The sequence below is a fragment of the Myxococcota bacterium genome (assembly GCA_039030075.1).
GTDB lineage: Bacteria > Myxococcota_A > UBA9160 > UBA9160 > SMWR01 > JAHEJV01.
Genome location: JBCCEW010000006.1, coordinates 60,309 through 85,371, shown reverse-complemented (window position 1 = coordinate 85,371; position 25,063 = coordinate 60,309). Strand labels below are relative to the sequence as shown.

General features: G+C 69.6%; 25 protein-coding genes. 15 read left to right on the top strand and 10 right to left on the bottom strand.

What is annotated here, in order from left to right:
- Nucleotides 1–5 precede the first annotated feature (5 nt).
- Together AAF430_08415 and AAF430_08410 are read right to left on the bottom strand one after the other, a co-directional pair.
- On the bottom strand, nt 6–1,184 hold the full coding sequence (locus AAF430_08415) for a cytochrome P450 (GenBank protein ID MEM7410241.1): 1,179 nt from the start codon (nt 1,182–1,184) through the stop codon (nt 6–8).
- A 42-nt stretch (nt 1,185–1,226) separates the two neighbouring features.
- On the bottom strand, nt 1,227–2,690 hold the full coding sequence (locus AAF430_08410) for an FAD-dependent oxidoreductase (protein ID MEM7410240.1): 1,464 nt from the start codon (nt 2,688–2,690) through the stop codon (nt 1,227–1,229).
- Nucleotides 2,691–2,804: 114 nt separating this feature from the next.
- On the opposite strand from AAF430_08410, the gene AAF430_08405 reads away from it, so the two are divergent.
- Entirely contained in the window at nt 2,805–3,401 is a 597-nt protein-coding gene (locus AAF430_08405; GenBank protein ID MEM7410239.1) for a TetR/AcrR family transcriptional regulator, read from the top strand.
- Between the two features lie 9 nt (nt 3,402–3,410).
- Here the strand turns inward: AAF430_08405 and AAF430_08400 are convergent, their stop codons facing one another.
- Nucleotides 3,411–3,830, bottom strand: coding sequence for a Zn-ribbon domain-containing OB-fold protein (locus tag AAF430_08400; GenBank protein ID MEM7410238.1), 420 nt, complete (start codon nt 3,828–3,830; stop codon nt 3,411–3,413).
- A complete protein-coding gene (locus tag AAF430_08395) occupies nt 3,830–4,999 on the bottom strand; it encodes an acetyl-CoA acetyltransferase (GenBank protein MEM7410237.1) in 1,170 nt (389 codons plus the stop codon). The genes AAF430_08400 and AAF430_08395 overlap by 1 nt, the downstream gene beginning before the upstream one ends.
- A 115-nt stretch (nt 5,000–5,114) precedes the next feature.
- On the opposite strand from AAF430_08395, the gene AAF430_08390 reads away from it, so the two are divergent.
- Nucleotides 5,115–5,939, top strand: coding sequence for an LLM class F420-dependent oxidoreductase (locus AAF430_08390; GenBank protein MEM7410236.1), 825 nt, complete (start codon nt 5,115–5,117; stop codon nt 5,937–5,939).
- Nucleotides 5,940–6,060: 121 nt separating this feature from the next.
- Entirely contained in the window at nt 6,061–6,705 is a 645-nt protein-coding gene (locus AAF430_08385; GenBank protein ID MEM7410235.1) for a hypothetical protein, read from the top strand.
- A gap of 3 nt (nt 6,706–6,708) precedes the next feature.
- Here AAF430_08385 and AAF430_08380 read toward each other — a convergent pair whose 3' ends face one another.
- Entirely contained in the window at nt 6,709–8,403 is a 1,695-nt protein-coding gene (locus AAF430_08380; protein MEM7410234.1) for a glutamine--tRNA ligase/YqeY domain fusion protein, read from the bottom strand.
- Nucleotides 8,404–8,539: 136 nt separating this feature from the next.
- Here AAF430_08380 and AAF430_08375 point away from each other — a divergent pair, with 136 nt between their 5' ends.
- The gene (locus AAF430_08375; protein ID MEM7410233.1) at nt 8,540–9,580 is read left to right on the top strand and encodes an NAD-dependent epimerase/dehydratase family protein; all 1,041 of its coding nucleotides are present in this window, start codon (nt 8,540–8,542) and stop codon (nt 9,578–9,580) included.
- Here the strand turns inward: AAF430_08375 and AAF430_08370 are convergent.
- Together AAF430_08370 and selD are read right to left on the bottom strand one after the other, a co-directional pair.
- Nucleotides 9,577–10,677: an inositol-3-phosphate synthase gene (locus AAF430_08370; protein ID MEM7410232.1), complete on the bottom strand. Its 1,101-nt coding sequence runs from the start codon at nt 10,675–10,677 to the stop codon at nt 9,577–9,579. The genes AAF430_08375 and AAF430_08370 overlap by 4 nt on opposite strands.
- A 65-nt stretch (nt 10,678–10,742) precedes the next feature.
- Complete coding sequence (gene selD, locus AAF430_08365; protein MEM7410231.1) at nt 10,743–12,941, bottom strand: selenide, water dikinase SelD; 2,199 nt, start codon at nt 12,939–12,941, stop codon at nt 10,743–10,745.
- Nucleotides 12,942–13,113: 172 nt separating this feature from the next.
- Between selD and AAF430_08360 the strand changes: the two genes are divergently transcribed.
- The 4 genes from AAF430_08360 to AAF430_08345 all read left to right on the top strand — a co-directional run bounded on the left by AAF430_08360 (nt 13,114) and on the right by AAF430_08345 (nt 15,588).
- Complete coding sequence (locus AAF430_08360; GenBank protein MEM7410230.1) at nt 13,114–13,713, top strand: DUF924 family protein; 600 nt, start codon at nt 13,114–13,116, stop codon at nt 13,711–13,713.
- A gap of 64 nt (nt 13,714–13,777) precedes the next feature.
- Nucleotides 13,778–14,260 (top strand): hypothetical protein, encoded by a 483-nt coding sequence (locus AAF430_08355; protein MEM7410229.1) that lies wholly within the window; start codon nt 13,778–13,780, stop codon nt 14,258–14,260.
- A gap of 55 nt (nt 14,261–14,315) precedes the next feature.
- Complete coding sequence (locus AAF430_08350; GenBank protein ID MEM7410228.1) at nt 14,316–14,885, top strand: lysophospholipid acyltransferase family protein; 570 nt, start codon at nt 14,316–14,318, stop codon at nt 14,883–14,885.
- 49 nt (nt 14,886–14,934) lie between these two features.
- Nucleotides 14,935–15,588, top strand: coding sequence for a GNAT family N-acetyltransferase (locus AAF430_08345; protein ID MEM7410227.1), 654 nt, complete (start codon nt 14,935–14,937; stop codon nt 15,586–15,588).
- A gap of 10 nt (nt 15,589–15,598) precedes the next feature.
- Here the strand turns inward: AAF430_08345 and AAF430_08340 are convergent, their stop codons facing one another.
- Nucleotides 15,599–16,489 carry a TauD/TfdA family dioxygenase gene (locus tag AAF430_08340; GenBank protein MEM7410226.1) on the bottom strand — a complete coding sequence of 297 codons (891 nt, stop codon included), beginning with the start codon at nt 16,487–16,489 and terminating at the stop codon, nt 15,599–15,601.
- Between the two features lie 131 nt (nt 16,490–16,620).
- Here AAF430_08340 and AAF430_08335 point away from each other — a divergent pair, with 131 nt between their 5' ends.
- The 3 genes from AAF430_08335 to AAF430_08325 all read left to right on the top strand — a co-directional run bounded on the left by AAF430_08335 (nt 16,621) and on the right by AAF430_08325 (nt 17,645).
- On the top strand, nt 16,621–17,046 hold the full coding sequence (locus AAF430_08335; protein MEM7410225.1) for a DUF4345 family protein: 426 nt from the start codon (nt 16,621–16,623) through the stop codon (nt 17,044–17,046).
- Nucleotides 17,047–17,069: 23 nt separating this feature from the next.
- Complete coding sequence (locus tag AAF430_08330) at nt 17,070–17,312, top strand: hypothetical protein (protein MEM7410224.1); 243 nt, start codon at nt 17,070–17,072, stop codon at nt 17,310–17,312.
- Between the two features lie 108 nt (nt 17,313–17,420).
- On the top strand, nt 17,421–17,645 hold the full coding sequence (locus tag AAF430_08325; protein ID MEM7410223.1) for a hypothetical protein: 225 nt from the start codon (nt 17,421–17,423) through the stop codon (nt 17,643–17,645).
- A gap of 17 nt (nt 17,646–17,662) precedes the next feature.
- Here AAF430_08325 and AAF430_08320 read toward each other — a convergent pair whose 3' ends face one another.
- Complete coding sequence (locus tag AAF430_08320; protein MEM7410222.1) at nt 17,663–19,627, bottom strand: cation:proton antiporter; 1,965 nt, start codon at nt 19,625–19,627, stop codon at nt 17,663–17,665.
- Nucleotides 19,628–19,730: 103 nt separating this feature from the next.
- Between AAF430_08320 and AAF430_08315 the strand changes: the two genes are divergently transcribed.
- From AAF430_08315 to AAF430_08305, 3 genes are all read left to right on the top strand, one after another.
- Complete coding sequence (locus AAF430_08315) at nt 19,731–20,450, top strand: hypothetical protein (GenBank protein MEM7410221.1); 720 nt, start codon at nt 19,731–19,733, stop codon at nt 20,448–20,450.
- A gap of 74 nt (nt 20,451–20,524) precedes the next feature.
- Nucleotides 20,525–21,016, top strand: a complete 492-nt coding sequence (locus AAF430_08310) for a 2,4'-dihydroxyacetophenone dioxygenase family protein (protein ID MEM7410220.1) — start codon at nt 20,525–20,527, stop codon at nt 21,014–21,016.
- A gap of 12 nt (nt 21,017–21,028) precedes the next feature.
- A complete protein-coding gene (locus AAF430_08305) occupies nt 21,029–21,892 on the top strand; it encodes a bile acid:sodium symporter family protein (GenBank protein ID MEM7410219.1) in 864 nt (287 codons plus the stop codon).
- 9 nt (nt 21,893–21,901) lie between these two features.
- Here AAF430_08305 and AAF430_08300 read toward each other — a convergent pair whose 3' ends face one another.
- Complete coding sequence (locus tag AAF430_08300) at nt 21,902–22,660, bottom strand: hypothetical protein (protein ID MEM7410218.1); 759 nt, start codon at nt 22,658–22,660, stop codon at nt 21,902–21,904.
- 157 nt (nt 22,661–22,817) lie between these two features.
- Between AAF430_08300 and AAF430_08295 the strand changes: the two genes are divergently transcribed.
- Complete coding sequence (locus AAF430_08295; protein MEM7410217.1) at nt 22,818–24,998, top strand: molybdopterin-dependent oxidoreductase; 2,181 nt, start codon at nt 22,818–22,820, stop codon at nt 24,996–24,998.
- Nucleotides 24,999–25,063 lie beyond the last annotated feature (65 nt).

The window sequence follows — 25,063 nt, the reverse complement described above, 5'->3', positions numbered from 1 at the left end:
AACCCCTAGAAGGTCGCCGGCAGCTCCAGCCACCCCTGCACGAACTCGGTGCGGTTGCGCACGGCCCCCGCCTCGTCGATCTCGTACTCGGGGAGACGTCGCATGACTTCTTCGAGGGTGATCCGCGCCTCCATCAGCGCGACGTGCTTGCCGAGGCACATGTGGACGCCGTGGCCGAAGGCGAGCATCCGCGGCGGGCGGCGCAGCATGCGGTACTCGGTCGGCGCCTCGAATTCGGCTTCGTCGCGGTTGGCGGACGCCCACATGAACATGCACTTCTGGCCGGGCTTGAAGACGTGCCCACCGAACTCGACCTCGGCGGTGACGGTGCGGCCCAGATGCTGGGTCGGCGTATCGAGACGCAGACCCTCGAGGAAGGCGTCCTGGGCGAGGCTGAGGTCGCCGGCCAGCTGCGCGCGCTGGTCGGGGTGCTGCCAGAGCCGGTAGAGCGTCGCCGCGAGCGCCTTCGGCAGCGTGTCGGTGCCCCCGATGAGAATCACGCTCGCCAGCGAAGCGAGACGGAAGTCGTCCATCTTGTCGCCATCGACGTCGGTGTTCATCACGAGCTCCAGGACGCCCTTCGCCTGGCCCGGGTTCTTCCGCAGCGCCTTCACGTGGTCGAGGATCGTGAAGAACATCTCCTTGCCGGCCTCGTCACTCTTCTCGGTGGAGCCCCAGTGATCGTCGCGGCGGAAGAAGATCCCGTTCACCCAACCGAGCGCCTGGTCGGCGAGCTCGAGCGGCAGACCGATCGTCGAGAGCGCGCCCCGCACCGATACCTGGGCAGCCAGGTCCTGCACGAAATCGCAGCGGCCACGCTCGACGATCGCGTCGACGAGCTCGGTGACGATCGGGCGCAAGTCCGACTCCACGCGCTTCACCGCTCCCGGCTTGAAGAGCGACGCGACCTGGGCGCGGTACTTCGAGTGCTGGGGCGGGTCCATGCTCGCGAAGGACAAGTTCAGTGGCGTGTCCTTCGTCAACAGATGCAGCGGTGTGGTCCCTTCAGTGGCCGTGAAGTGCTTGAAGTCGGGACCGGCGCGCCAGATGTCCTCGAAACGCGACAAGAACCAACAGTCGTACTCCTCGACATAGTAGATGGGCTCTTCGGCGCGGATGCGCTCGTAGACCGGATAGGGGTCGCCGAAGCGGACCTCGTCCATGAAGGGGTGGTACTGGACCATCGATGTCGACTCCTGTGAGGCGGGACGGGCGGCCCCGCCCGTTCATGCGGCTGCGGCGCCGCGCCCTGCGATGCGACCGAAGATCTGCGCTTCTCCGATCGACGTCCCGCTGCTGTACCCGGGCGAAGAGATCGAAGCGGCGGTCCGACCGGCGGCCCACAGTCCGGCGATCGGCGCGCCGTCGGCGTCGAGCACGCGCGCCTCCGTGTCGGTGGAGAGCCCACCGAGGGTGAAGGCGGCGTAGATCGCCTTGTCCCAGGAGAGATCGATCGCGCCGAAGGGCGGCGTTGCCAGCGGCTTCACGTACTCGGTTGACTTGTGGAAGACGGGATCCTCGCCCCGCGCCGCGTTCTCGTTGTAGAGCGCGACGGTGGACTGGAGAGTCCCGGCGGCGAAGCCGAGTTCCGTCTCGAGTTCTTCCACGGTCTCGGCGGCGTGGATCTCACCGCCGGCGAAAACGGGGCGCTCGAAGCTCTCGTCGTCGAGGATCAGCCAGACCTCGCCGCCCTGCTGAAGCAGGGCAACCTCGCCGGCTCGCCCCTGATAGACGTCCTCGGGCATGAAGCGCTGCCCGTACTTGTTGACGAAGATGCCCTGCATGAGCTGCTTTGGCGGGTAGAAGGGCAGCGTTACCGAACCCATGTGCATGCGGATGGCGGCGCCGCCAGCGCCCATACCCATGCGGATGCCGCGCCCGTCGTCGCCCTCGGTGCTGGCGCGGAACCGTGCCTTGCGCAGCGCCGGTGCGTACTGGCGGATCATGTCCTTGTTGTTGATGAAGCCGCCCGCGCACAGCACCACGCCGCGTTCGGCGCGGTAGTGGCGGGGCTCACCCGCGACGATGGCGTGCACGCCGACGACCCGGCCGGCTTCGTCGACGATGAGACGTTCGCACAGAGTGTTCGCCTCGATCGTCGCACCAGAAGACTCGGCGGCCGCCATCAGCGTCTGCATCAGGAAGGCACCGGCCTGTCCTTCCTTCTGCGGCATGTGGGCGCGCGGCGCGGGTTTCGCCAGGTCGCGAAACGGATGGACGAGCTCGTTGCCCGAGTAGGTCAGGCCTTCCTCGCCGGGCGACAGCATGCGCAGGGGGTAGAACTCGGCCTTGAAGGGGACGCCGAGCTCCACCAGCCAATCGACGTGCTCCACGCTCGCCTCGCAGTAGGCGCGGATGCGCGCTTCGTCGGGCTCGGGACCGCACGAGGCCATCAGGTAGTCGACCATCGCGTCGACGCTGTCCTCGAAGCCGCAGGCGCGCTGCAGGGAGGTTCCCCCGCCGAAGTACATCATCCCGTCCGAGGCGGCGGTGGTGCCTCCGCCCCCGCCCGCGCGCTCGAGCACCCGCACCCGGGCGCCCGCCCGACCCGCCTCGATGGCGGCGCACGCGCCAGCGGCACCGAGCCCCACGATCAGGACATCGTCCGTGGCATCCCAGGACGGCACGGCGGCGGCCGGCAGGGCCGTGGCGGGACCGCTGCGGAGCGGGTTCGAAGCGGCTTCGGGCATGCGCGGGCTCCCGCGGTTGGAGGTGCCGAAAAAATTAGAGGAACCAGTTGAATAGGAGATTTTGTGAATGGTTGTCAACTGGTAACTTCCGGGCCGTCCGGGTAGCCTGACCGGGTGCGAAAGCGAACCTCCGAGCGGATCCTCGACGCGGCCGAAGCTGCCTTCGCCGAGCGGGGCTACGACGCCGCTTCCCTGGGCGAGATCGCGGATCGGGTCGGGATCCGACCTCAGGGCATCTACAACCACTTCGCGAGCAAGTGGGCGCTCTACGAGGCCGTGCTCGAGCGACTCCTCGATCCGTTCCTCGCGCTGCTCGACGACGCGGTCGAGCAGCCCGACCTCGAAGCCAGCCTTGCCCGCGAGGTCGCCTTCCACGCGCGCAACCCGCACCTCGCGCGGATCCTGCAGTACGCGACGCTCGCCGGCGGCGAACAGCTCGAGCTCTTGCTGGCCCGCTGGTACCGACCCTTCTTCGAACGGGCGCGGCTCCTCTCCCACGAGAAGAACGCGATCGTTCAGAAGAACCCGGCACTCCTGCCCTGGGTGGTGACCGGCTTCCACTCGCTGATCCTGGGCTACGCGACGATGGCGCCGCTCCACCGCGAGTTGCTCGGCATCGACCCCTTCTCGGGGGAAGGAGTGCTGCGCCAGACCGAGTTCCTCTCGGAGCTGCTCGGTCTCTTGAACGCCCAGGGCGCGCCCGCGCGCTGAGGCGTCGGCCTAGCGCAGGCGCCAAAACGGAATGCCGATCCCGTCACCGGCGGCGATCGCGTAAGCCTCGACCGGCAGGCCGATCCGCACGGCGTCGACATCGCAATCGGTGATGCTCCCGAGCATCTGCACCCCTTCCGGGAGCGCGATCATCGCAACGACGTAGGGCAGCTCGTCCTTGAAGGGCGGCGCGCCGAACTGTCGTACCACGGTGTAGGTGTAGACCTCGCCGACGCCCGACGCCTCGGCCCACTCCGGGTCGGCGCCGCAGGCGAGACACAGGGGACGGGGGTAGAACTGGCGATGACCGCAGTTCGGACACAGCTGGTAGAGCAGCCGTCCCTCGCCGGCCGCCTCCCAGAAGACGCTGTAGAGCGGATCGGGCTCGGGCAGAGGCTTCTGCCAGTCGACGCCCTTCACGACTTCCATCAAGCGTTCCCTCCGCGTCCGAGCAGCACCGCCCCGATCGCCGACAGCCAGCCACCCGACCCGATCGCGAGCGCGACGTCGCAGTCGGGCACCTGGGCCTCGCCCGCCTGTCCGCGCAGCTGTCGCACCGACTCGATCAGCAAGAAGACCCCGCGCATGCCCGGGTGACAGCTCGAGAGCCCGCCACCGTCGGTGTTCAAGGGATGGCGACCGCCACGCCGCAGGAACCCCTCGGCGACGTAGGGGCCACCCTCCCCCTTCGCGCAGAATCCCGCGTCCTCGAGCAGCATCAGGACCGTGATGGTGAAGCTGTCGTAGAACTGGAGCACGTCGACGTCCGCCGGCGTGAGCCCCGCCTGGTCGAAGGCTTCGGGCGCGCAGCGCGCGGCGGCGGAGCGGGTGAAGTCGCCCATCTGGTGGATGTTCCAGTGGGTCATCCCGCCAGCGGCGCCGAGCACCGACACGGCGGGTTGGCGCAGATCACGGGCGCGTTCTTCGGTGGTCAGGATCAACGCACCGCCCCCGTCCGACACCACGCAGCAGTCGAGCTTGTGAAGCGGGTCGGCGATCATGCGCGAACCGAGCACATCCTCGACGCCGATCGGATCGCGGTAGAGCGCGTTCGGATTGAGGCCCGCGTACTCGCGGACGCCGACGGCGATCTCCGCCAGCTGCTCCGAGGTGGTGCCGAACTCGTACATATGGCGCTGGGCCACCATCGCGTAGGCGCCCACCAGCGAGTTGCCATAAGGAGCGTCGAACTGCATCGGTCCGCCGACGCGACGACCGCCGCGCCCACCGCCCGTACCCAGGGCGCGCCCCATGCGCGAGAGGTAGTCGGACCCGTAGGTGATGGCGGCGGTCTCACACAGCCCGGCGCGCAGCGCAGCGACCGCGTGCTGCACGTGGAACTCGAAGGAGGATCCGCCGACCATCGTCCCGTCGATGAAGCGGTGCTCGATGCCGAGCGTCTCGGCGAGGGTGACGGGATCGTCCCCGGGCGCCATGCCACCCGTCGAGAGGAAGCCGTCGATCGCCGACTTCTCCAGGCCACAGTCGGCGAGCGCGCGCTGTAGCGCCTGGGCGTGATGGCCCACGGCGGAGAGGTCGGGCGCCTTCGGATAGTCGGAGAGTCCAACGCCCACGATCACCGGGTCTCGCGCCGCCATGTCGATTCTTCGTGGCCTCCTCGCTGGCGACGGTAGTCGCGGCTACCCAAAGCCTGCCACCGCGGTCTAGGATGAGCGCCGAACCGCGCGCCGCCAAACCGCCACGGAGGCCCCGATGCACACCGGCATCATGATCTTCCCGACCGACTACGCCATCCCGCTCCCGGAGCTCGCCCTCGAGGCCGAGAACCGCGGGCTCGAGTCGCTGTGGGTGGCCGAGCACTCCCACATTCCGACGTCGCGGAAGTCGCCGTGGCCCGGCGGCGCCGAGCTGCCGAAGATGTACTACGACTCGCTCGACCCCTTCGTGGCGCTCTCTGCCGCAGCGGCCGTGACCCAACGCATCAAGCTCGCCACGGGCATCTGCCTGGTCATCCAGCGCGACCCGATCCACACCGCGAAAGAGGTGGCCTCGCTCGACGTCATCTCCCAGGGACGCTTCCTGTTCGGCATCGGCGCCGGCTGGAACGAAGAAGAGATGAACAACCACGGCACGCCCTTCGAGGGGCGCTTCGGCCTGATGCGCGAGCGCATCGAAGCCATGCAGGCGATCTGGACCGGGGAAGAGGCCGAGTATCACGGGAAGCGCGTCGACTTCGATCCGATCTTCATGTGGCCGAAGCCGGTGCAGAAGCCGCACCCGCCGATCCACGTCGGTGGCGCCTTCCCCGGCGGCGCGAAGCGCGCCGCCCGCTATGGCAATGGCTGGATCCCGATCGGCGGTCGCGACGACGAACTCGTCACCCAGATCCCCGAGTACCGGAAGCTCGCCGAGGAAGCCGGCCGCGGGCCGGGCGAGGTCTCGATCTACGGCGCGGCGGTCGACGACTGGAGCCGCTACCAGGATGCGGGCGCGAACCGGGTGGTGCTCGGCCTACCGCCCGCGCCCCGCGACAAGATCCTGCCGATCCTCGACCACTACGCGAACTCGATCGGCTGATCCTCCCCGCGCGGTTGCGCGCCGCTGCAGAAACCGCTGTGAACTGCAACACAGGGGTTCGACCTGCGATGGGGTTTCCTGACGTCCGGGCTCACGGACGGGCCCACCGAAGGAGACCTCGATGCGTACCCCTGTGGCGATTGCTCTGCTCAGCGTGTTTCTGATTCTTGCCCCGCTCCCGAGCGCGGCCCAGTCGGGCAGCGACGGTCTCTCTGCCGAGCAGGCGGAAGAGCTGAAGCGCGCGATGGAGATGCTGAAGGCGCAGGGGATGGATCCGAAGCAAGCGCAACAGCTCGAGCAGATGCTGGGGGGCGCGGCGCGCCAGGAGAATCAGAACCGCCAGGCCGAAGCCGACCGCGCCCGCTCCGCGTTCCTCGCGGAACACGGTCCAAAGGGCACCGCGGTCGTCGAGGTCGACGGCGAGCGCTTCGAGCTCACGATCACCCGCTGCGAGACGTTCGCCGGGCCGAGCGTTCGCGACGTCTGGACGCTGAGCGCGCGACAGGGTCCGGACCGCCGCGAACCGACCCTCCACGTCACCAGCAAGGGCAGCCACTACCAGCGCGGACCGATCCAGTTCACCGACGGAGAGCGACGCTGGCGCAGCGTCGAAGAATTCGACGCTCCCTTCGCGGGTGGGAAGCTCCGTTGGAGCGGTGCCGTACACGTCCAGGCCGACGACGCTGCCCCCGCGACGGGCCAGACCCAGCTGCGGGTCGAGGCCGATTGCCGCCAGACGACCCAGTCCCCGATGCCCGGGGTCTGATCCCTACTTCCCTTTGCCCTTCACCTTGGCCCAGGTGTCGCGGAGCGTGACCGCGCGGTTCCAGACCGCCGTGTCACCGGTGGAATCGGGATCGGCGCAGAAGTAGCCGTGGCGTTCGAACTGCACGCGGCGCCCGACTTCGGGAGCGGCAAGCGCCGGCTCGAGTCGCGCCTCCTCGAGGACCTCAAGCGAGTTCGGGTTCAGGTGGACCGTGAAGTCCTCGCCCTCGGGCACGTCCATCGGGTTCTCGACGCTGAAGAGCGTCTCGTAGAGGCGCACCTCGGCCGGAATCGCATGCTCCGCCGACACCCAGTGGAGCGTCCCCTTCACCTTGCGTCCGTCCGGCGCATCGCCGCCGCGGGTCTCGGGATCGTACGTGCAGCGAAGCTCGACGATCTCGCCCTCCGCGTCCTTCACGACCTCGGTACAGGTGACGAAGTAGGCGTAGCGCAAGCGCACCTCGCGACCGGGCGCGAGTCGGAAGAACTTCTTCGGCGGATCCTCGAGGAAGTCCTCGCGCTCGATGTAGATCTCGCGTGAGAAGGGAACCTCTCGGGTGCCCGCGGACGGGTCCTCGGGGTTGTTGATCGCCGTGAGCGTCTCGCTCTGGCCCTCGGGGTAGTTCTCGATCACCAGCTTCAGCGGGCGCAACACCGCCATGCGGCGCGGCGCCGTGCGATTCAGCTCTTCGCGGACCGACGCCTCCAGGCGCGCCAGCTGGATGGTGTTGTCGCGCTTCGCGATGCCCACCTCGGTGCAAAAGCGCCGCATCGCCGTCGGCGGGTAGCCGCGCCGGCGGATCCCCGAGATCGTCGGCATGCGCGGATCGTCCCAGCCGCGCACGTGCCCCTGCTCGACGAGGCTGCGCAGTACGCGCTTGCTCATCACGGTGTGCGAGAGATTCAGGCGCGCGAACTCGATCTGCTGCGGGTGACACTCGACGTCCAGCTCGTCGAGGATCCAGTCGTAGAGCGCGCGGTGGTCGACGAACTCGAGGGTGCAGAGCGAGTGGGTGATGCCCTCGATCGAATCCGAAAGACAGTGCGCGAAGTCGTACATCGGGTAGATGCACCACGCGTCCCCGGTGCGGTGGTGCGGATGCTTGTGCACGCGGTAGAGGATCGGATCGCGCAGCGTCAGGTTCGGCGACCCCATGTCGATCTTCGCGCGCAGCGTGCGCTCGCCGTTGTCGAACTCGCCAGCCTTCATGCGGGCGAAGAGGTCGAGGTTCTCCTCCACGGAGCGATCGCGGTAGGGACTGTTCTCGCCGGGCTCGGTGAGCGAGCCGCGACGCGCCGCGATCTCTTCGCTCGAGAGATCGCAGACGTAGGCCTTCCCCTTCTCGATCAGCTGGACGGCGAAGGCATGCAGCGGCTCGAAGTAGTTGGAGGCGTAGTACTGGTGATCGCCCCAGTCGAACCCGAGCCAGCGAACGTCGTCGCGGATCGAATCGACGTACTCGACTTCCTCGGCCGTCGGGTTCGTATCGTCGAAGCGGAGGTGGCAGACCCCCTCGTTCTCGCCCGCGACGCCGAAGTTCAGACAGATCGACTTCGCGTGACCGATGTGGAGATAGCCGTTCGGCTCGGGGGGGAAGCGCGTCACGACGCGGCCCCCGTTCTTTCCCGCCGCGAGATCCGCGGCGATGATGCTGCGGATGAAATCGTTGGGCGGGTTCGGCGCTGAAGAATCGGCCATGGTCTCCTCGGCTCGGAGCGGCGCCCGAGTCTATCGGGGACTGCTTCGGCCACGCCAACGATAGGCTGTAGACGCGTTTGGCGGCAGCGTCGCGGGCCAGCGGCCCGTGCGGAGCCAGCCGCTAGACTGCGCGCCGATGCACGTCCTGGTCACGGGAGCGACAGGCTTCCTGGGCTGCTTCAGCGTGGCCGCGCTGCATGCCCGGGGGCACACCACGCGGGTGCTGGCGCGGAGCCAGGGCAAGGTCGAGCGGGTGCTGAACGCCCGCGGCGAGCGCCCCCGTGAAATCGTCGTGGGCGACGTCACCGACCCGGACGTGGTGGCGAAGGCCCTGGACGGGGTCGATGCGGTCATCCACGCCGCCGCCGTCGTGGCGATCGAAGCCCGGCGAGCGGACGAAGTCGAGGCCACGAACGTACGGGCCGTCGAGTTGGTGATCGGAGGCGCCCACGAGCGCGGACTGGGCGCGATCGTGCACATCTCGAGCATCGGCGCGCTCGTCACGCCGGGCGGACCGCCCGTCTCCCAGAACTCCCCGCTGGCGCGGCCCGACAACGCCTACTCGCGCTCCAAGGCCGAAGGCGAGGCGTTCGTCCGTCAGCTCCAGCAGGCAGGCGCACCGATCCGCACGCTGTATCCGGTCGGGATCCTCGGGCCCGACGATCCCGGCCTCAGCGAGAGCAACCACACGGTGCGCACCTTCATCCGCGACGCGATGGTCGACACGACGGGCGGCATGGAGATCTCGGACGTGCGCGATCTCGCCGAGATCGTCGCGCGCCTGGTCGAGCCCGAGAGCGCGCCGGGACGCTACGTCGTGGGCGGCTTCTACCTGCCCTGGCCCGAGCTGATCGCGCTGATGGACGAACTCACCGGTAGGCGGGTGCGGCGTATGACCGTCCCGGGCCCGCTGCTGCGCGTGATCGGAAACGCGGCCGACGTGGTCAAGCGCGTCGTTCCCTTCGACTTCCCGCTCTCCCGCGAAGCCATGCAGCTGGCCACCCAGTGGCCGGGGGTGGTCACCTCACCGAACGTCGAGGCCATGGAGATCGCGTTTCGCGATGGCCGCGAGACCTACCGCGAGACGATTCGCTGGCTCTACGAGACCGGGCACCTGACGCCCGAGGAAGCCGGGCTCCTCGCCGCCGCAGACATCGGGGCCTCGGCGAGCCGCTAGTCGTCCTCGCCGCGCACGAAGGCCTCGGTGCGGCGGTGCGCTTCGTCGTCGTTCCACTGACGCGGCGGGTGCTTCATGAAGAAGGCCGAGGGCCCCTCGACGACCCCGCCCTGGCCGCGGTCGGCGGCGAGCTTCGCGCAGCGGATCGCGTCGATCGACACGCCCGCCGAGTTCGGCGAGTCCTCGACCGAGAGTCGCAGCTCGAGGTGCATCGGCACGTCGCCGAACAGCCGCCCCTCCATGCGCAGGAAGCACACCTTGTTGTCGTTCTGCCATGCGACGTAGTCGCTCGGCCCGACGTGGATGTCGTCGGCCTCGATGCGTTCCGACGCCACCGACTGCACGGCTTCGGTCTTCGAGATCTTCTTCGACGCCAGGCGGTCGCGGTTCAGCATGTTGAGGAAGTCGGTGTTGCCGCCCGTGTTCAGCTGATAGGTCCGATCGAGCTTCACCCCGCGCTTCGCGAAGAGGTCGGTGAGCATGCGGTGGGTGATGGTCGCACCGAGCTGGGCTTTGATGTCGTCACCCAGGATCGGAACGCCCGCCTCTTCGAAACGCTTCGCGAACTCGGGATCGCTGGCAAGAAAGACGGGAATGCAGTTGACCACCGCGACGCGCGCCTCGAGCGCGCACTCGGCGTAGAAGCGCGCGGCCTCTTCGGAACCGACCGGGAGGTAGTTCACCAGGACGTCCACACGGGCGTCGCGCAGCGCCTCGACCACCTCGCTGCGGCTCGCCTCGGCCTGGTCCGACACCAGGAAACGACGGTCGTCGGCGTGGTCCTCGAAGTGATCGGCGACCCCATCGAGCACGCGCCCCATGCGGACGCGCACGCCGGTCTTGGGGACGCCCTCGCAGAAGACCTGGGTGCAGTTGGGCTTCTCGAAGATCGCCTCGGCGACATCCTTGCCGACCTTGCGCAGGTCGACGTCGAAGGCGGCCGCGACTTCGAGATCCTGGGGCCGCATTCCCCCGATCTCCCAGTGCATCAAACCGACTGCAGTCGCCGGATCGGCGTCCTGGTAATAGCGGATTCCCTGAACCAGCGAGCTGGCGCAGTTGCCCACCCCGACGATGGCGATTCGGACGTTGGGCACGCGATCTCGTGGCCCCCTCAGTTCCCCGTGGATCTGGTCTGGTTAGTGGAGGTAGCGAGGCCTTGTCAAGAATCCGAGCCGGCGATCTCGACGCGGATGCCATCGGCCTGCGCGGCGCGCACGGTCCCGATGCACGCGGCGTGCACGTCACCCGCTGCGTGCAGCGCGCGGAGCGCGCCCTCGAGCGCGGGCTCGGCGACGCCGAAGAGCAGCCCGCCCGAGGTCTGCGGATCGAAGAGCAGCGCGAGATCCACGGGTGCGGGATCTGCGGTCGGCACGAGGCCGGCCCGCGCGCGTTCGTTCTCGGCGTGGTAGGTGCTGCGCACGCCCCGCGCGAGCAGGTCGCGCGCGCCGTCCCAGCCCGGCACCTCCGCCGCAGCGACCCGGGCCGCGACGTCACTCGCCTCGCACAGCTCGCGAAGATGTCCGAGCAATCCGAAGCCGCTGATGTCGGTGCAAGCCCGCGCCCCCATGTCGAGCGCAATGCGGGCCGCGGCCGCGTTCGAACGGGACAGACCCGCGAGTAGCGCCACCAGCAGTGGCCCCGGAAGCTCGCCCCGCATGTCGGCAGCGAGCAGCACCCCACTACCGAGGGGCTTCGTCAGCACCAGCCGATCCCCGGGCTGCAGACCCGACGCCGGCAGCAGCCGATCCCCGGGCACCCCCGTCACCGACAGGCCGACGTAGAGGTCCTCCCCCTGCGTGGTGTGTCCTCCGAGCAGCGTGATTCCTTCGGCGTCCAGTGCAGCGCGCACGCCCGAGAGCACCTGGAAGAGCAACTCCTCGGCGCGGACAGGATCGCTCTCGGGCACGTTCACCAACGCCAATGCGTGTCGGGGCTGACCGCCCTTCGCGAGCACGTCACTCACGGCATTCACCGCCGCCACGCGCCCCACCGTGAACGGGTCGTCGCTGAAGGCCCGGAACGCGTCGATGGTGGCGAGCACGACGTCGCCGTGCGGGAGCTCGAAGGCGGCCGCGTCATCGGGCTCGGCGAGTCCCAGGCGAACGCTCGGGTCCTCGGGTGCCTTCGGCAGACGCGCCAAAGCAGCGGCGAGAGGGGTCGCTCCCACCTTCGCCGCGCAACCGCCGCATTCCATCTCTTCCATCCCCATGGACTCGGCGCTCGGGAACGACGAACGGGGCCGCCCCTGGGCGTCGAGCACCTGGAAACGGTCCATGAAGCGGCGATCGATCCAGTCCTTGAGCCGCCAGACGCGCGCCCCCTGCGCCGTGAAGCCCCATTTGGCGCCGAGCGCTTCGCGATTTCCGGTATTGAGCAACGCGAGGAAGTCGCGCTGGGGGCGATAGCGCTGCAGCGCACCACCGCGCAGCCGCGCGCGCAGGTTCGCGTCGAGTACGGGGCCTCCGCGCACCGCATAGACGCCCGCCTTCCGCACCCACGGCGCAAAGGGAAGTGCAGCGCAGTCGCCGGCGGCGAAGAGCTCCGGGAAGCCCTCGACCGAGAGCTCGGGCGTGACGCGCACGAAGCCCGCCTCATCCTTCGGAAGCCCGGGACCGTCGGGGAACGACAGCGGCGCCGCACCCGTCGCCCAGACGATGAGGTCGGTCTCGACCGCTTCGCCGTCGGTGAGCTCGATCCGTCCCGGCCCAACGGCCGCCACCCGCCCCTCGCGCGTGGCGATCCCCCGCTCGCGCAGCAGGTCCGCCGCGTGCCGCTGCAGTCGCGGTGACGTCCCCGCCAGCAGCGGTCCGGCGCTGATCAACGAGAGCTTCGGCCCGCGCGACTGCAAGCGCGCCTGCAGCGTGAGGGCGAGTTCGACGCCGGCGGCCCCACCGCCCACGACGTGGATGCGCGGCTGCTCCGAGAGCGCGGCGACACGCGCGTCGAGTTCGCGGACGAAGGTCGCGATCGGACGGGTAGCGAGCGCGTGCTCGCGCACGCCGGGCAGGTCCAGCCCGCGCACGGTGGCCCCTACGTCCAGACTCGCGACGTCGTAGCTCACGGGCGGTCGTCCCTCGAGTTCGATGCGCTTCGCTGCGGCGTCGATCGAGCGCGCTGCGGCGAGAATGACGCGTGCGCCGGCACGCCTCGCGAGGGGGCCCGCGTCGATCTCCAGGTCGGCCGCGCGGTAGTCCCCCGCGACGAAGCCGGGGACCATGCCCGAGTACACCGCGACCGGCTGATCTACGACGAGGGACAGCCGGACCCCGGCCACGGGCGCCATCATCCAGCGCCGCAGCACCTGGACGTGGGCGTGACCCGCGCCCACCAGGACCAGGTCTGCGGAAGTCGCGGCCATGGCGCGACGGTAATCCCGGCGCCCCGTGGCTCCAAACCGGCCGACCCGCCGGCCGGCTCGGGTAGAATGCGCCGCGGAACGGGGGGACGGCGTCGCAGCACAGGGACTGCGGCGCGGAGCTCCCGCCGGGTTCGCGGGTGACGCGAACCTTCTGTTCGGAGCGCAACCGCCGATGCTGCACGCGGACGAGCTGCACGCGTTCTGGTTCGGTGACCTGGGCAGCGACGGCCTGTCCGACTCCGAGCACAGCGAGCGCTGGTTCCGCCCCGACCCGGATTTCGACCAGGCCTGCCGCGAACGCTTCGGGGCGGCCGTCGAGCAGGCGCTGACGGGCGACCTGGACGGCTGGGCGGATGCGCCGCGCAGCCGCCTGGCGCTGGTGCTGCTGCTCGATCAACTGCCCCGGAACCTGTTCCGAGGCGATCCGCGGGCCTTCGCGGGCGACCCCGCTGCCCTGGGCTGGGCGGAGCGCTCGCTCGCCGAGGGCAGCGACCTGCGGCTGCTGCCCATCGAGCGCCATTTCCTCTACCTGCCCTTCATGCACGCCGAGGATCCGGGGCACCAGGAGCGCTCGGTGGACTGCTTCTCGCGGCTGGTGGACGACGCCCCCGCCGCCGGCCGGCCGCGCTTCGAAGAGGCCCTGCGGTACGCCCGGGAGCATCAGGACGTGATTCGGCGCTTCGGGCGCTTCCCGGGGCGCAACGCGGCCCTGAGCCGCGATTCCAGCCCCGAGGAGGCCTCCTACCTGGCCGAGTCCGGGGCCTTCGGATAGCCCCCTCCCGCTTCACTCCGGCGCGCGATTGGCCGATACGACGGGCGTTCCCCCGAAGGAAGCCATGTCGAGCCCGCCCTTCAGCGAGGAAGCGATGAAGACTCGAAGACGTGCGCGGAACTCTCTGATCGAGCCCCGCCTCCAGCTGGCCCTGCCGGCCCTGCTGGTCGTGGTGACGGCCGTCTTCGGTGCGGGTCAGCTCTACCAGAGCTATCTGGCGTTCGGTCGGTTCTACGCCGCGATCGAGGGGACGCTCGCCTCGGATGCGCACCATCGCCTGCTGCTCGCGCAGATGAACGACTACCTGACCACGAGTGCGGTGATCGCGATCTTCTACGTCCTGGTCGTGACCGCGATCGGGATCGCCTACACGCACAAGATGGTCGGCCCCATGGTCGCGTTCCGACGTCAGGTCCAGGCGCTGATCGGTGGTGATTTCACGGCCCGCGTGAACCTCCGCAAGCGCGACGCGTTCCTGGGGCTCGCGGACGACCTCAACGAACTCGCCGAGACCCTCGGACATCCCGAGAAGCCGCCCGCCGACTGATCGCCTTGCGCGCCCTGGGGAACCCGCCACACTCGGGCTTTCCCCAGGAGTCCCCTTGAAGATCCGCCTCGCGAAGTGGTTTCTGCGCCTGGCCGGCTGGACTCCCGAGGGAGCCGTCCCCGATGCGCGCGGTTACGTGCTGATCGCGGCGCCGCATACCACCAACTGGGACCTGCTCTACTTCCTCGCCCACGCCTGGTCGTTCGGGGTGCGGGTGTCGTGGATGGGGAAGCACACCCTGTTCCGCGGCCCCATGGGCAACATCATGCGACGTCTCGGTGGGATCCCGGTGCAACGGGATCGACGCAACGACCTGGTGGCGCAGATGGCCGAGGCCTTCGAGCGCCAACCCGACCTCGTGTTGACGGTGCCGCCCGAGGGCACGCGCAGCCGGGCCGAGCACTGGAAGTCGGGCTTCTATCGGATCGCGCGCGCTGCGGAGGTCCCGATCGTGATGGGTTTCCTCGACTACACGCGCAAGGTGGGAGGCCTCGGACCGACGCTCTGGACCACCGGCGACGTGAAGCGCGACATGGAAGAGATCCGGCGTTTCTACGGCGACATCGACGGCAAGTACCCCGAGCGCTTCGGGCCGGTCAGCCTCCAGGAAGAGGCCGCCGGCTAGCGCTCCAGACGCCTGTGTCCTGACTCGCCCCCCGGCATCGGAAGCGAGCATGGAACGAAGCGACGTCGTCCTGCGGCGCGCCGCGCCGACCGACGCCCCCTTCCTCGCGTGGGCGATGATCGAGGCCGAGCGCGGCACCGATCCCGAGGGCGAGTGGGACGCAGTGCTGCCGGGGCCGCCCGACGCGCGCGAGGCCCTGCTCGCGCGCATCGCGACCACCGAGCCGGAGCACTTCTGCCACTGGTCGCGCTTCCTGGTAGCGGAACACGCGGGCGAGCCGGTCGCCACGCTCTCGGGCTACATCGCCGCGCGTCACACCCATGCCCACTTCCGTCGCGCCTGGTACCAGGCCTTCCTGGAGCACGGACACAGCGTGGCCGATGCGCTGGACGCCTGGGCGCGCTTCGGGCCCTTCCAGCACGTCTCGGTCGATCTCCCGCCGGAGGCCTGGCGGGTCGAGTGGGTCGCCGTGCATCCCGCCTGGCGCGGGAAGGGACTCGTGGGCGCGCTTCTCGAGGCGAACTTCGCCCGGGCGCGCGCGGAGGGCTGCGACCGCGCCGTCGTCGCGACGGCGCTCGAGAACGCGCCGGCCCGGCGCGCCTACGAGGCGGCTGGCTTCGTGGCCTTCGCCCGGTGGGAGCACGACGACTACCGCCAGGCGAGCGGCAGCGCGGGCAACGTCTACCTGCGGCGCAGCCTCTGACGCATCCGGATCAGCTCGACGGCTTCTGCCGTCGCAGCCACTCGCGGAGCAGCTTGTCGTGGCGACTCGTGTCGCTCAGACCGCCCTTGCGCAGGAAGGGCTCCCAGCGCGCGGGCGCCGCGGCTTCGGGACGGTCTCCCATCACCGTGACGCGCTGGATGATGCGCTCCTCTTCGAAGTCGTTCAGCACGAAGTGCTGGGTGCACCGGTTGTCCCACATCGCGACCGTGCCCTTCGTCCAGCGGTAGCGGACGGTGAAGCGCGGGTTCGAGACCCAGCGGGTGAGGTGACCGAGCAGGAGGTCGCTCTCCTCACGAGACAGCTCGACGATGCGTCGCGTGAAGTGCTCGTTCACGTAGAGCACGCGACGACCGGTCTCCGGGTGGAGGCGGACCACCGGGTGCACCGTCATGGCTTCGGGACGCTGGTGAGGGTCGGCGTTGTGCAACGCCGTCAACCCGAGACAGAGTTCCTGGAGCGGCGCCGACAGCTCGTCGAAGGCGCGATACAGGCTCGACCACATCGTGTCTCCACCCACCGCCGGGCAGGCGACCATGTGAAGGATCGAGTAGAGCGCCGGCTCTTCGAGGAAGGTGAGATCGGTGTGCCACTCGTCGGCGACACCGCCGCGGCTCGCGCGCAGCTCGAAGACCTTGTCGGCGAGGTCCGAGTCGGCGTTCTTGAGATGCGGATGCCCCTGGAGCTCTCCGTAGTGGGCGCCGAAGGTGACGTGGGCTTCGACGGTCGGGTGCTGATCCGGGAAGAACAGCACCTGGTGTTCCCAGAGCAGCTCCTCGATCCCACGCGCCACCGTGGCATCGACCGCCGCGAGATCCACGCCGCGCACTTCGGCGCCCAGCGCTCCCGCCAGACGTGTGACTTCGAGTCCAGGTAGGGCCATCGGCGCTCTCCTCGCGTGGGGACGCCGAGTATCGCACGAAACGCCGTGCCCCCACGGCGGAGCCACTGGACCCGGATCCGCGCGGCGAAGTGGTCCTGACGGGCCGACGTCCCCTCTCCTACCTTCGTCGCATGGACGCGCCGCGAGACACCTGGGCCTGGGTTCTCGGGTTCATCGGCATCGTCAGCCTGTTGAACGCGCTCTGGATGCTGGCGGGGCCACAGCATTGGTACACCGAGATTCCGGCCGGCGTTCCCGACACCGGACCGTTCAACGCCCACTTCGTCCGCGACATCGGCTGTGCCTTCCTGACCGTCGGTATTGCGCTCGTGTGGGCCGCCCGCGTCCCGGCCTGGCGGCCGCCCCTGGTGGCGGTGTCGGCCCTCTTCCTGGTCGCCCACGCTCTGCTGCATGTCTACGACACGGCGCGCGGTGCGGTCGGACACGACCACTGGCTCCTCGACCTGCCGGGCGTCTACCTCCCAGCCGTCGTGACGGCGGTCGCCACGCATCGTTTCCTGTCGCGTTCGGGTTCGGCGGAACCCGACGCGCTCTGACCCTCGCACGCCCGGAGGCTCCCATGGCTCGCATCGAGGGCATTCAAGACGACCAGGCCTCGGCCCTGACGCGCGCGGTGTTCCGCGGTGCGAAGCAGCGCGCCGGCCAGGTGCCCGACCCGCTACGCATCATGGCCCTCAGCAAGTCGGTGATGTGGGCCGCGGGCTTCTACGAGCTCGCGAGTGCGAAGGGTTCGCGCGTTCCAGCGGCGCTGAAGGCGTTGGCCGGGGTCAAGGCCGCGGCCATGATCGGTTGCGTGTTCTGAATCGACATCGGCTCTGCCGTCGGCAGAGAACACGGCCTCAGCGAAGAGCAGCTCCTCGCGATTCACGACTTCGAGGAGAGCGACGCCTTCGACGCGCTCGAGAAGACCGTGCTCGCCTACACCGTCGCACTCACCGAGACGCCGGCGAACCCGAGCGACGCTCTGGTGACCGAGCTGCGCAAGCACCTCGACGACGAGCAGTGGGTCGAGCTGACGGCAGCGATCGCCTGGGAGAACTTCCGCGCGCGCTTCAACCGCGGCTTCGACGTGTCCGCCCAGGGCTTCTCGGAAGGGGCGGTCTGCCCGATCCCCGAACACGCGGCCAAAGCGTAGTCTCCGCGAGCGAGCGATCAGTCGTCTTCGTCGAACAGCTTGCGGAGGCGTTCCAAGGCCGCCGGCTCCCCCACCACCAGCAGACGGTCCCCGGAATGGAGCGCGTAGTTCGCCGGTGGACTCACCTGGGTGGACCCGTCGCGCTCGACCGCCACGACGCTCGCACCGGTGTCCTCGCGGATCGCCAGACTCGCGAGGGTGGCCGGGTCCAACCCCGCGTGGAAGCCGTGGGGAATCTCGACCCAGTCCGACGTGACCTCTTCGAGTAGGTCGGTGAGCCACGGGTCGAGGATCGTCTCGGTCTCGCGGAGGAAGACGTAGCCCTCGTCGCGAAGCTCGCTGGCGAAACGCAGGATCGACTCCTCGGGGAAGTTGAACTGACGCAGGGTCTCGGCCAGGAGCTCGAGCGTCGACTCGAACTCCTCGACGACCACCGTGCTGGCTCCGCTCTCGGCGAGACGATCGACGTCGAGGACAAAACGGGTGCGCGCGACGATGGGAACGTCCGGCGTCAAGCGGCGGACGCTGCGCACCACCTCGAGCGTCGCAGCAGCGTCGGCCAGAGCGAGCACCACCAGCCGCGCGTCGCGCACGTCGACCTGCGCGAGCAGGGTCGAGCGCGTGGCATCTCCGTAGACGACCGGCTCGCCCCGCGCCGCGGCTTCCCGCACCGCCGCCGCGTTCGTGTCGACGGCGCGGTAGGGGATCTGCCGAGAGCGCAGCACCCGGGCGATGTTGCGGCCGGCCAGTCCGAACCCGACCAGGACGACGTGGCCGCGCTCTTCGACGGGCGCCTCGGGATCCGGACGGCGTTCGAGGCCGGCGCCGAGCCCCCCGGCGATGCGCGGTGCGGCGGCGACCAGGAACGGGGTGGCGACCAGCGTGAGGATCGAACCCGCGACGAAGATCTGTCCCAGGGTCGGGTCGAGCAGCCCGGCAGCGGCGGCCACGCCGGAGAGCACGAAGGAGAACTCTCCGGTCTGGGCCAGCCACAGCCCGGTCAGGACGCCCAGGCGAACGCCGAGACGCAGCACGCCGGCCAGGATCAGCGCGATGAAGCCGGCCTTGAGCACCACGACGCCGGCCGCGTAGGCGAACACCGCCCCGGCCTGCTCCCAGGCGACGGCGGGATCGAAGAGCATGCCGACCGCGGTGAAGAAGACCGCGAGCAGCACGCCCCGCAGCGGGACCACCTCGGCGAAGAGCTGGTGGGCGTAGGGCGACATCGAGAGCACCAGCCCACCCATGAAGGCGCCCACGGAGAGCGTGAGCCCGATCTCTTCGGCCACCACTGCCGATCCGAGCACGGCCAGGAACGCCGCCATCGTGAAGATCTCTCGCGAGCGGATGCGCGCGAAGCGGTCGAGCAGGGTGGGCAAGACGAAGCGCGCGACGGCCGCGAACAACACCAGCGCAGCGAGGGCACGCCCGAAGGCGACCAGGATCGCGGTGCCCCCCGCTTCGGGGCCAGCGGCCAGGATCGGCACGGCGAGCAGGAACGGAACCACGCAGAGGTCCTGGAAGAGCAGGATCCCGATCGCCAGCTGACCATGGGGGGCGTCGAGTTCCCCGCGTTCGCCGAGCATGCGCATCACGAGCGCGGTACTCGACATCGCGATCAGCGCACCGAGCACCAGCGCCTCGCGCAGCGGCAGCCCGAACCCGGAGGCGAGTGCCGCGACGACACCCAGGGTGAGCGTGACCTGCAGCCCGCCCGCCAGCAGAGCGGGCTTCCAGAAGCGGCGCAGGCGCTCGATCGGCAGTTCGAGGCCGATCTCGAAGAGCAGGAAGACCACGCCGAGCTCGGCGATCTCGCGCACGACCTCGGGATCGGAGACCCAGCCGAGCCCGCCGGGGCCGACCGCCACGCCCACGACCAGGAACGCCGCGATCGACGGTAGACGCAGTCGCTCGAAGAGCGCCGCCGTGGCGGTGGCGGCGGCGAGCAGTCCGAGCAGCTCCGGTAGGAAGTCGAGACCCAAGCGCGCAAGGTGCTTCGAAGCGGCCCGCGACGCCATGCCACCGCACGCGTTCGCGGACGCCCGGACCCGACCGCGCTATGGATTGCGCGCACGGAGGACCGACATGGCACGCTTCCTCGGGTACGGGATCGCCGCGCTGGTGGGATTGATCGTCGTCGCAGGCGCGATCGTCTACCTCTCCCTCGATTTCTTCGTGGCCCGGGCGATCGAGAGCGAGGGCAGCGCCGCGCTCGGGACGCCCGTGCAGGTGGATGCGGTGGATCTCACCCTCACCGAGAGCCGCGGTGCCGTTCGGGGCGTGGAAGTCGCCAACCCGGAGGGGTTCAGCGACGCACCCGCCTTCGTCCTCGGCGAGGTCGCGCTCGCCATCGACGCCGAGTCGATGGCCGAGGAGACGATCCGCTTGAACGAGATCCGGATCGGCGATTCCCGGGTGCGCGTGGAACTCGGCGAGCGCGGGTTCTCGAACCTGGAGAAGCTCCTCGAGGTCGTCCGCAGCCCGGCCGAGCCGACGCCCCAGGAGAGTGCCGGCGAGCCCGCGCGCTTCCGGGTCGACGAGCTGCGTTTCGCTGGGGGGGAGATCGTCCTCGCGCGCGAGGGGAAGAAGGACCAGATCCTCGACCTGCCCGAGATCCGGCTGCGGGACCTCGGGGGCAGCGAGGGGGCGACCGGGGCCGAGATCGGCCGCCTCGCCACCGAGGCGCTGCTCCAGCGCGTGGCGCTGACGGCCGCCGGTCACGAACTCGGGGACGTGCTCGAACGGGAGATCGGCGGCGCCGCGGGCGAAGCGGCCGGCGACATCCTGCGCGGCATCTTCGACTGAACCGCCCCGAGCCTGCGCTTGCCGGCGTCGGCACGCCTTCGCTACGCGTGACGCCAGCCGGTGAAGGAGTTCCCATGGCCACTGCGAGCGAATCAACGACGGTCGGCGACCCCACGGCAGCGGCGCCCCTGGCCGTGCATTTCGGCGCCGAAGACCTGCCCTTCGTGGAGATCGGCGACGGCAGCCAGCTCAAGGTGATCCAGGTGGATCGCGCCCAGGGCCTGTGGGTGATCGAGAACGTCTTCCAGAACGGCTACCAGGTGCCCACCCACAAGCACACTGGCCCGGTCTGGGGCTTCACGGTGTCCGGGGCGTGGAAGTACGCCGAGTACGACTACGTCAACCGCGCGGGCTCGATGCTCTACGAGCCGGCGGGCTCGGTCCACACCCTCCAGTGCATCGAAGACACGACCCGCGTCTGGTTCCACATGACGGGCTCCAACCTCAACCTCGACGCCAAGGGCGAGATCGAGTCGGTGGTGGACGGCGACGTCACGCTGCAGGCCTACCTCGCGCTGTGTGAGGCGCAGGGCTTCGCGCGACCGAACGTGCTGATCAGCGGCTAGCCCGCGACGCGAATGCAGCAGCTCGATCAGGTCCTGCTGGCGCTGTTCCTGTTCCTGACCATGTTCGGGATGGGCTCGACGCTGTCGGTGCCCGACTTCCGACGCGTGCTCGCGCGTCCGCGCGCCCTGGCTATCGGGGTCGCGAGTCAGTTCGTCTGGATGCCTTTCGCGGCCTTCCTGCTGGCGCGCGCGCTGGGCCTTCCCGACGCCCTCGCCCTGGGCCTGATCGTGATGGGCTGCTCGTCGGGCGGCACCACCTCGAACCTCTTCTCCTACTACGCGGGCGCCGACCTCGCCCTGAGCATCGCCATGACGGTCACGTCGACGGTCGCGGCGCTCGTGCTGATGCCCCTGGCCCTGGGGATCTACACCGCTCCCTTCACCGGCGACGACCTCGAGGTGCCCTACGCCAACGTCGTTTCGACCCTCGTGGCCGTGTTGGTCCCGGTAGCCGCCGGGGTCTGGCTGCGCACGCGCCGCCCCGACTGGGCCCGGCGGGCCGAGCGGGTGGGTAGCCTCGCCGGCATCGCGGTCCTGGTGCTCGTCTTCGCGGTGAGCGTGTTCCGCGACCACGAGCGGATCACGAGCTTCAGCGCGGCCGAAGTCTTCGCGGGCACGGCGCTGGGGCCGCTGGGCTTCGTCTTCGGGTGGCTCGGCGCGCGTCTGTTGCGCGTGCCGGGCCCCCAGCGTCGCGCGATCTGCCTCGAGACAGGCATCCAGAACGCACCGCTCGCGATCGGTGTGATCGTGGTGAGCTTCGCCGATGCCCACGCGCAGGAGATCCTGCGCGTGCCGCTCCTCTACGGCGCGCTGGTCGTGCCCGCCTCTGCCGCGGTGGCCGTCGCCTTTCGGCGGGCGACCACCGAGGCCAGCTGAGCTCCCGGGCTAGCGCGCGCGGGAGGCCGGCAGCGGCTTGCGGAACGCGACCTCGACGCCTTCGCGCAGGGCGCGGTCGTCGTCGAAGGCATCGTCGCGCAGGGTCGCCGCGATCTCGTCGCGGGTGTCCGGCTTGATTTCCTGGAGGAGCGCCAGGCCGCCGGTGCCCTCGAAGAAGAGCTGGCCATCGGACTGGAGGATCGCCACGTGGAGCGAGGCCGCGGCGAGCTCGCCGTTGACGCCGCGCTGGGCCACGACGAGCCCCTCGATCGCAGGCACGTCCAGGGACGGCATGTCGATCCGCTGGCGGACGCCGTCCCAGCTCGCGGTGCTGCCACGCACCTTCGCGACGCGGGTCACGAGGGACGGGAAGACGATCTTCTCGTAGTCGACCTGCTCGGCCACGCGCTGGGCGAAGAGCGCGTAGGCGTCATAGACGCCGGGCTTCTGGCCCGTCTCTTCCTCGCGCTTCTGAAGCTCGGCCATCACGTCGTTCCAGAGCGCGACGCCACTGGTGCGCTCGATCGCGGTGACGGGGCGCTCCTGGGCCGCGAAGTGCTGGAGCATCTCCTGCCAGACCGGCTCGATGCCGGGCTCCACCTCGTCCACGGCGCGGACACCGAGGTTGGGCGGAACGAGCACGATCCGGCCGTTGCCGAGATCGACGCTCTCTTCGGAGAAGGCGGGAGCGGCCGAAGCCAGGATCCCGACCAGGAACAGGAACACGACGAGGGGGAGCGCGCGCTGTGCGCACTTGGGGTGGTGCATGAGGTGTCTCCGTCGCAGGCGCGAGTGAGGTCCGGCCCAGGTTTCGACGCGATGCGTCGGCGACTTGAGACCCAAGAGGGGTCATTTTCCACATGCGCGTGTAGGGCTTCGAAGCTGCCGCCTCACGCACCGGCAACGGTGTGCGAAAATGAGGAGGATGGCCCGAGAAACCCGCCCCTCGTACTGCCGATTCTGTTTCAACGCCTGCGCGATGCTCGTCGACTTCGAGGACGGCGAACCGGTCGCGGTCCGCGGGGACCGCGAGAACCCCGTCTACCAGGGCTACTTCTGCGTGAAGGGCCAGCAGCTGCTGGAGGCGCGCCGACACCCGGAGCGGCTCCTCCACAGCCAGAAGCGCGACGCGGCGGGGCAGCACCGGCCCATTCCTTCTACGCAGGCCTTCGACGAGATCGCCGAGCGACTCGCCCGAATCCGCGAGACCTACGGCCCGCGCTCGATTGCGCTCTACAGCGGCACCTTCAGCACCGCCAACCCGGCAAACGGGACCCTGGCCACCGCGTGGATGAAGGCCCTCGGATCTCGGATGGCGTTCAACTCGAACACCATCGATCAACCCGGGAAGGCGCTGGCCCAGGCACTCCACGGGATGTGGATGGCGCCCTTCCAGGACTTCGCCACGGCCGACGTCGCGCTGCTGATCGGCGTCAACCCGCTGGTCGCGATGTCGGGCGGGATCCCCCAGGGCAATCCGGGCCGGTTCCTGGAGGACGCCCTGGCGCGCGGCTTGCGTCTGATCGCGATCGATCCGCGCCGCACGGAGACCGCCCGCCGCGCCCAGCACTACCTGCAACCGCGCCCCGGGGAAGATGCGGCGATCGTGGCGGCGCTGCTGCACGTCATCCTGGAAGAGGGGCTACACGACGCCGGGTTCTGCGAGGAGCACGTCGGGGGCCTGGATGCCCTGCGGGCCGCGATCGCGCCGTTCACCCCTGCCGAGGTCGCGCGCCGCGCCGACCTCGAGCCCGACGCCCTGATCGCCGCCGCGCGCCTCTTCGCCACCGCGGGGCGCGGCGTCGCCACGGCCGGGACCGGCCCGAACATGTCGGGCAACGGCACGCTCTTCGAGTACCTGCTGCTGTGCCTCAACACGGTGTGCGGCCGCTGGCTGCGCGCCGGCGAGCGCGTCGCCAACCCGGGCGCGGTCGTCCCTACCTTCTCCGCGAAGGCACAGGCGCTGCCCCCCTGGCCGGCCTGGGGCTTCGGCGAGAAGCTTCGCGTACGCGGTTTCACCAACACGGCGGCGGGTATGCCGACCCCGGCGCTCGCGGACGAGATCCTGCTGGAGGGCGAGGGGCGGGTGCGGGCCCTGGTGAACCTCGGCGGCAATCCGGTCGCCGCGTGGCCCGACCAGCGGAAGACGCTCGCGGCGCTCGAGAAGCTCGACCTGCTGGTCCAGATCGACATCAAGATGTCGGCGACCGCGCAACTCGCCGACTACGTGATCGCGGCGAAGCACTCCCTCGAGATGCCGGGCATCACGCTCAATCAGGACTACCTGGCGCTCTACGGTGTCGGCTTCGGTTACCCGGAAGCCTACGGCCAGTACACGCCGGCCCTGGTGGCGCCGCCCGAGGGCTCCGACGTCGTCGAGGAATGGGAGTTCTTCTACGAGACGGCCCGCCGCATGCAGCTGCCGCTCGCGCTGAAGCAAATGGCACTGACCGGGCCGGCACGCGGCGAACCGATTCCCCTCGACATGGACGACAAGCCGAGTTCCGAGGACATCTTCGCCATCCTGATGCGCGACGCGCGCATCTCCTTCGAGGAGCTCAAGCGCCATCCCCACGGCGCCACCTTCCCCGAGCCGGCCGTGCACGTGGCCCCGAAGGACGCCGGCTGGACCGGACGCCTCGACGTCGGCAACACCGACATGCTCGCCGCGCTGGCTGGACTGTCCGCCGAAGCGCGCGTGGAGCCTGGCGAAGCGTACCCGCTGCGCTTGATCTCCCGGCGCATGATGAATGCGTACAACTCCTCGGCGCGCGACCTCCCCGCGCTCCAGCGCAAGTGGCGCTACAACCCGGCCTTCCTGCACCCGGACGAGCTGGCCACCCTCGGCCTCGCGCCCGGCGATCGCGTGTCGATCGTGTCCGACCACGCGCGCATCGACGGCATCGTCGAAGCCGACGCCAGCCTGCGTCGCGGCCTCGTCTCGATGAGCCACGCCTTCGGCGGGGCCACCGACGACGACGACGTCGCCGAGCTCGGCAGTAATACCGGCCGCCTGACTTCCGTCGAACGCGAATACGACCCCTTTTCAGGGCTGCCGCGGATGAGCAACATTCCGGTCCGCATCGAACGCGCCGCCCTGCGCTGAGCTCCTTCCGGCCTGCGCCTCGTCGCGTCCGCGTTCACCCCCCCACGACCCCGACTGGAGGCAGC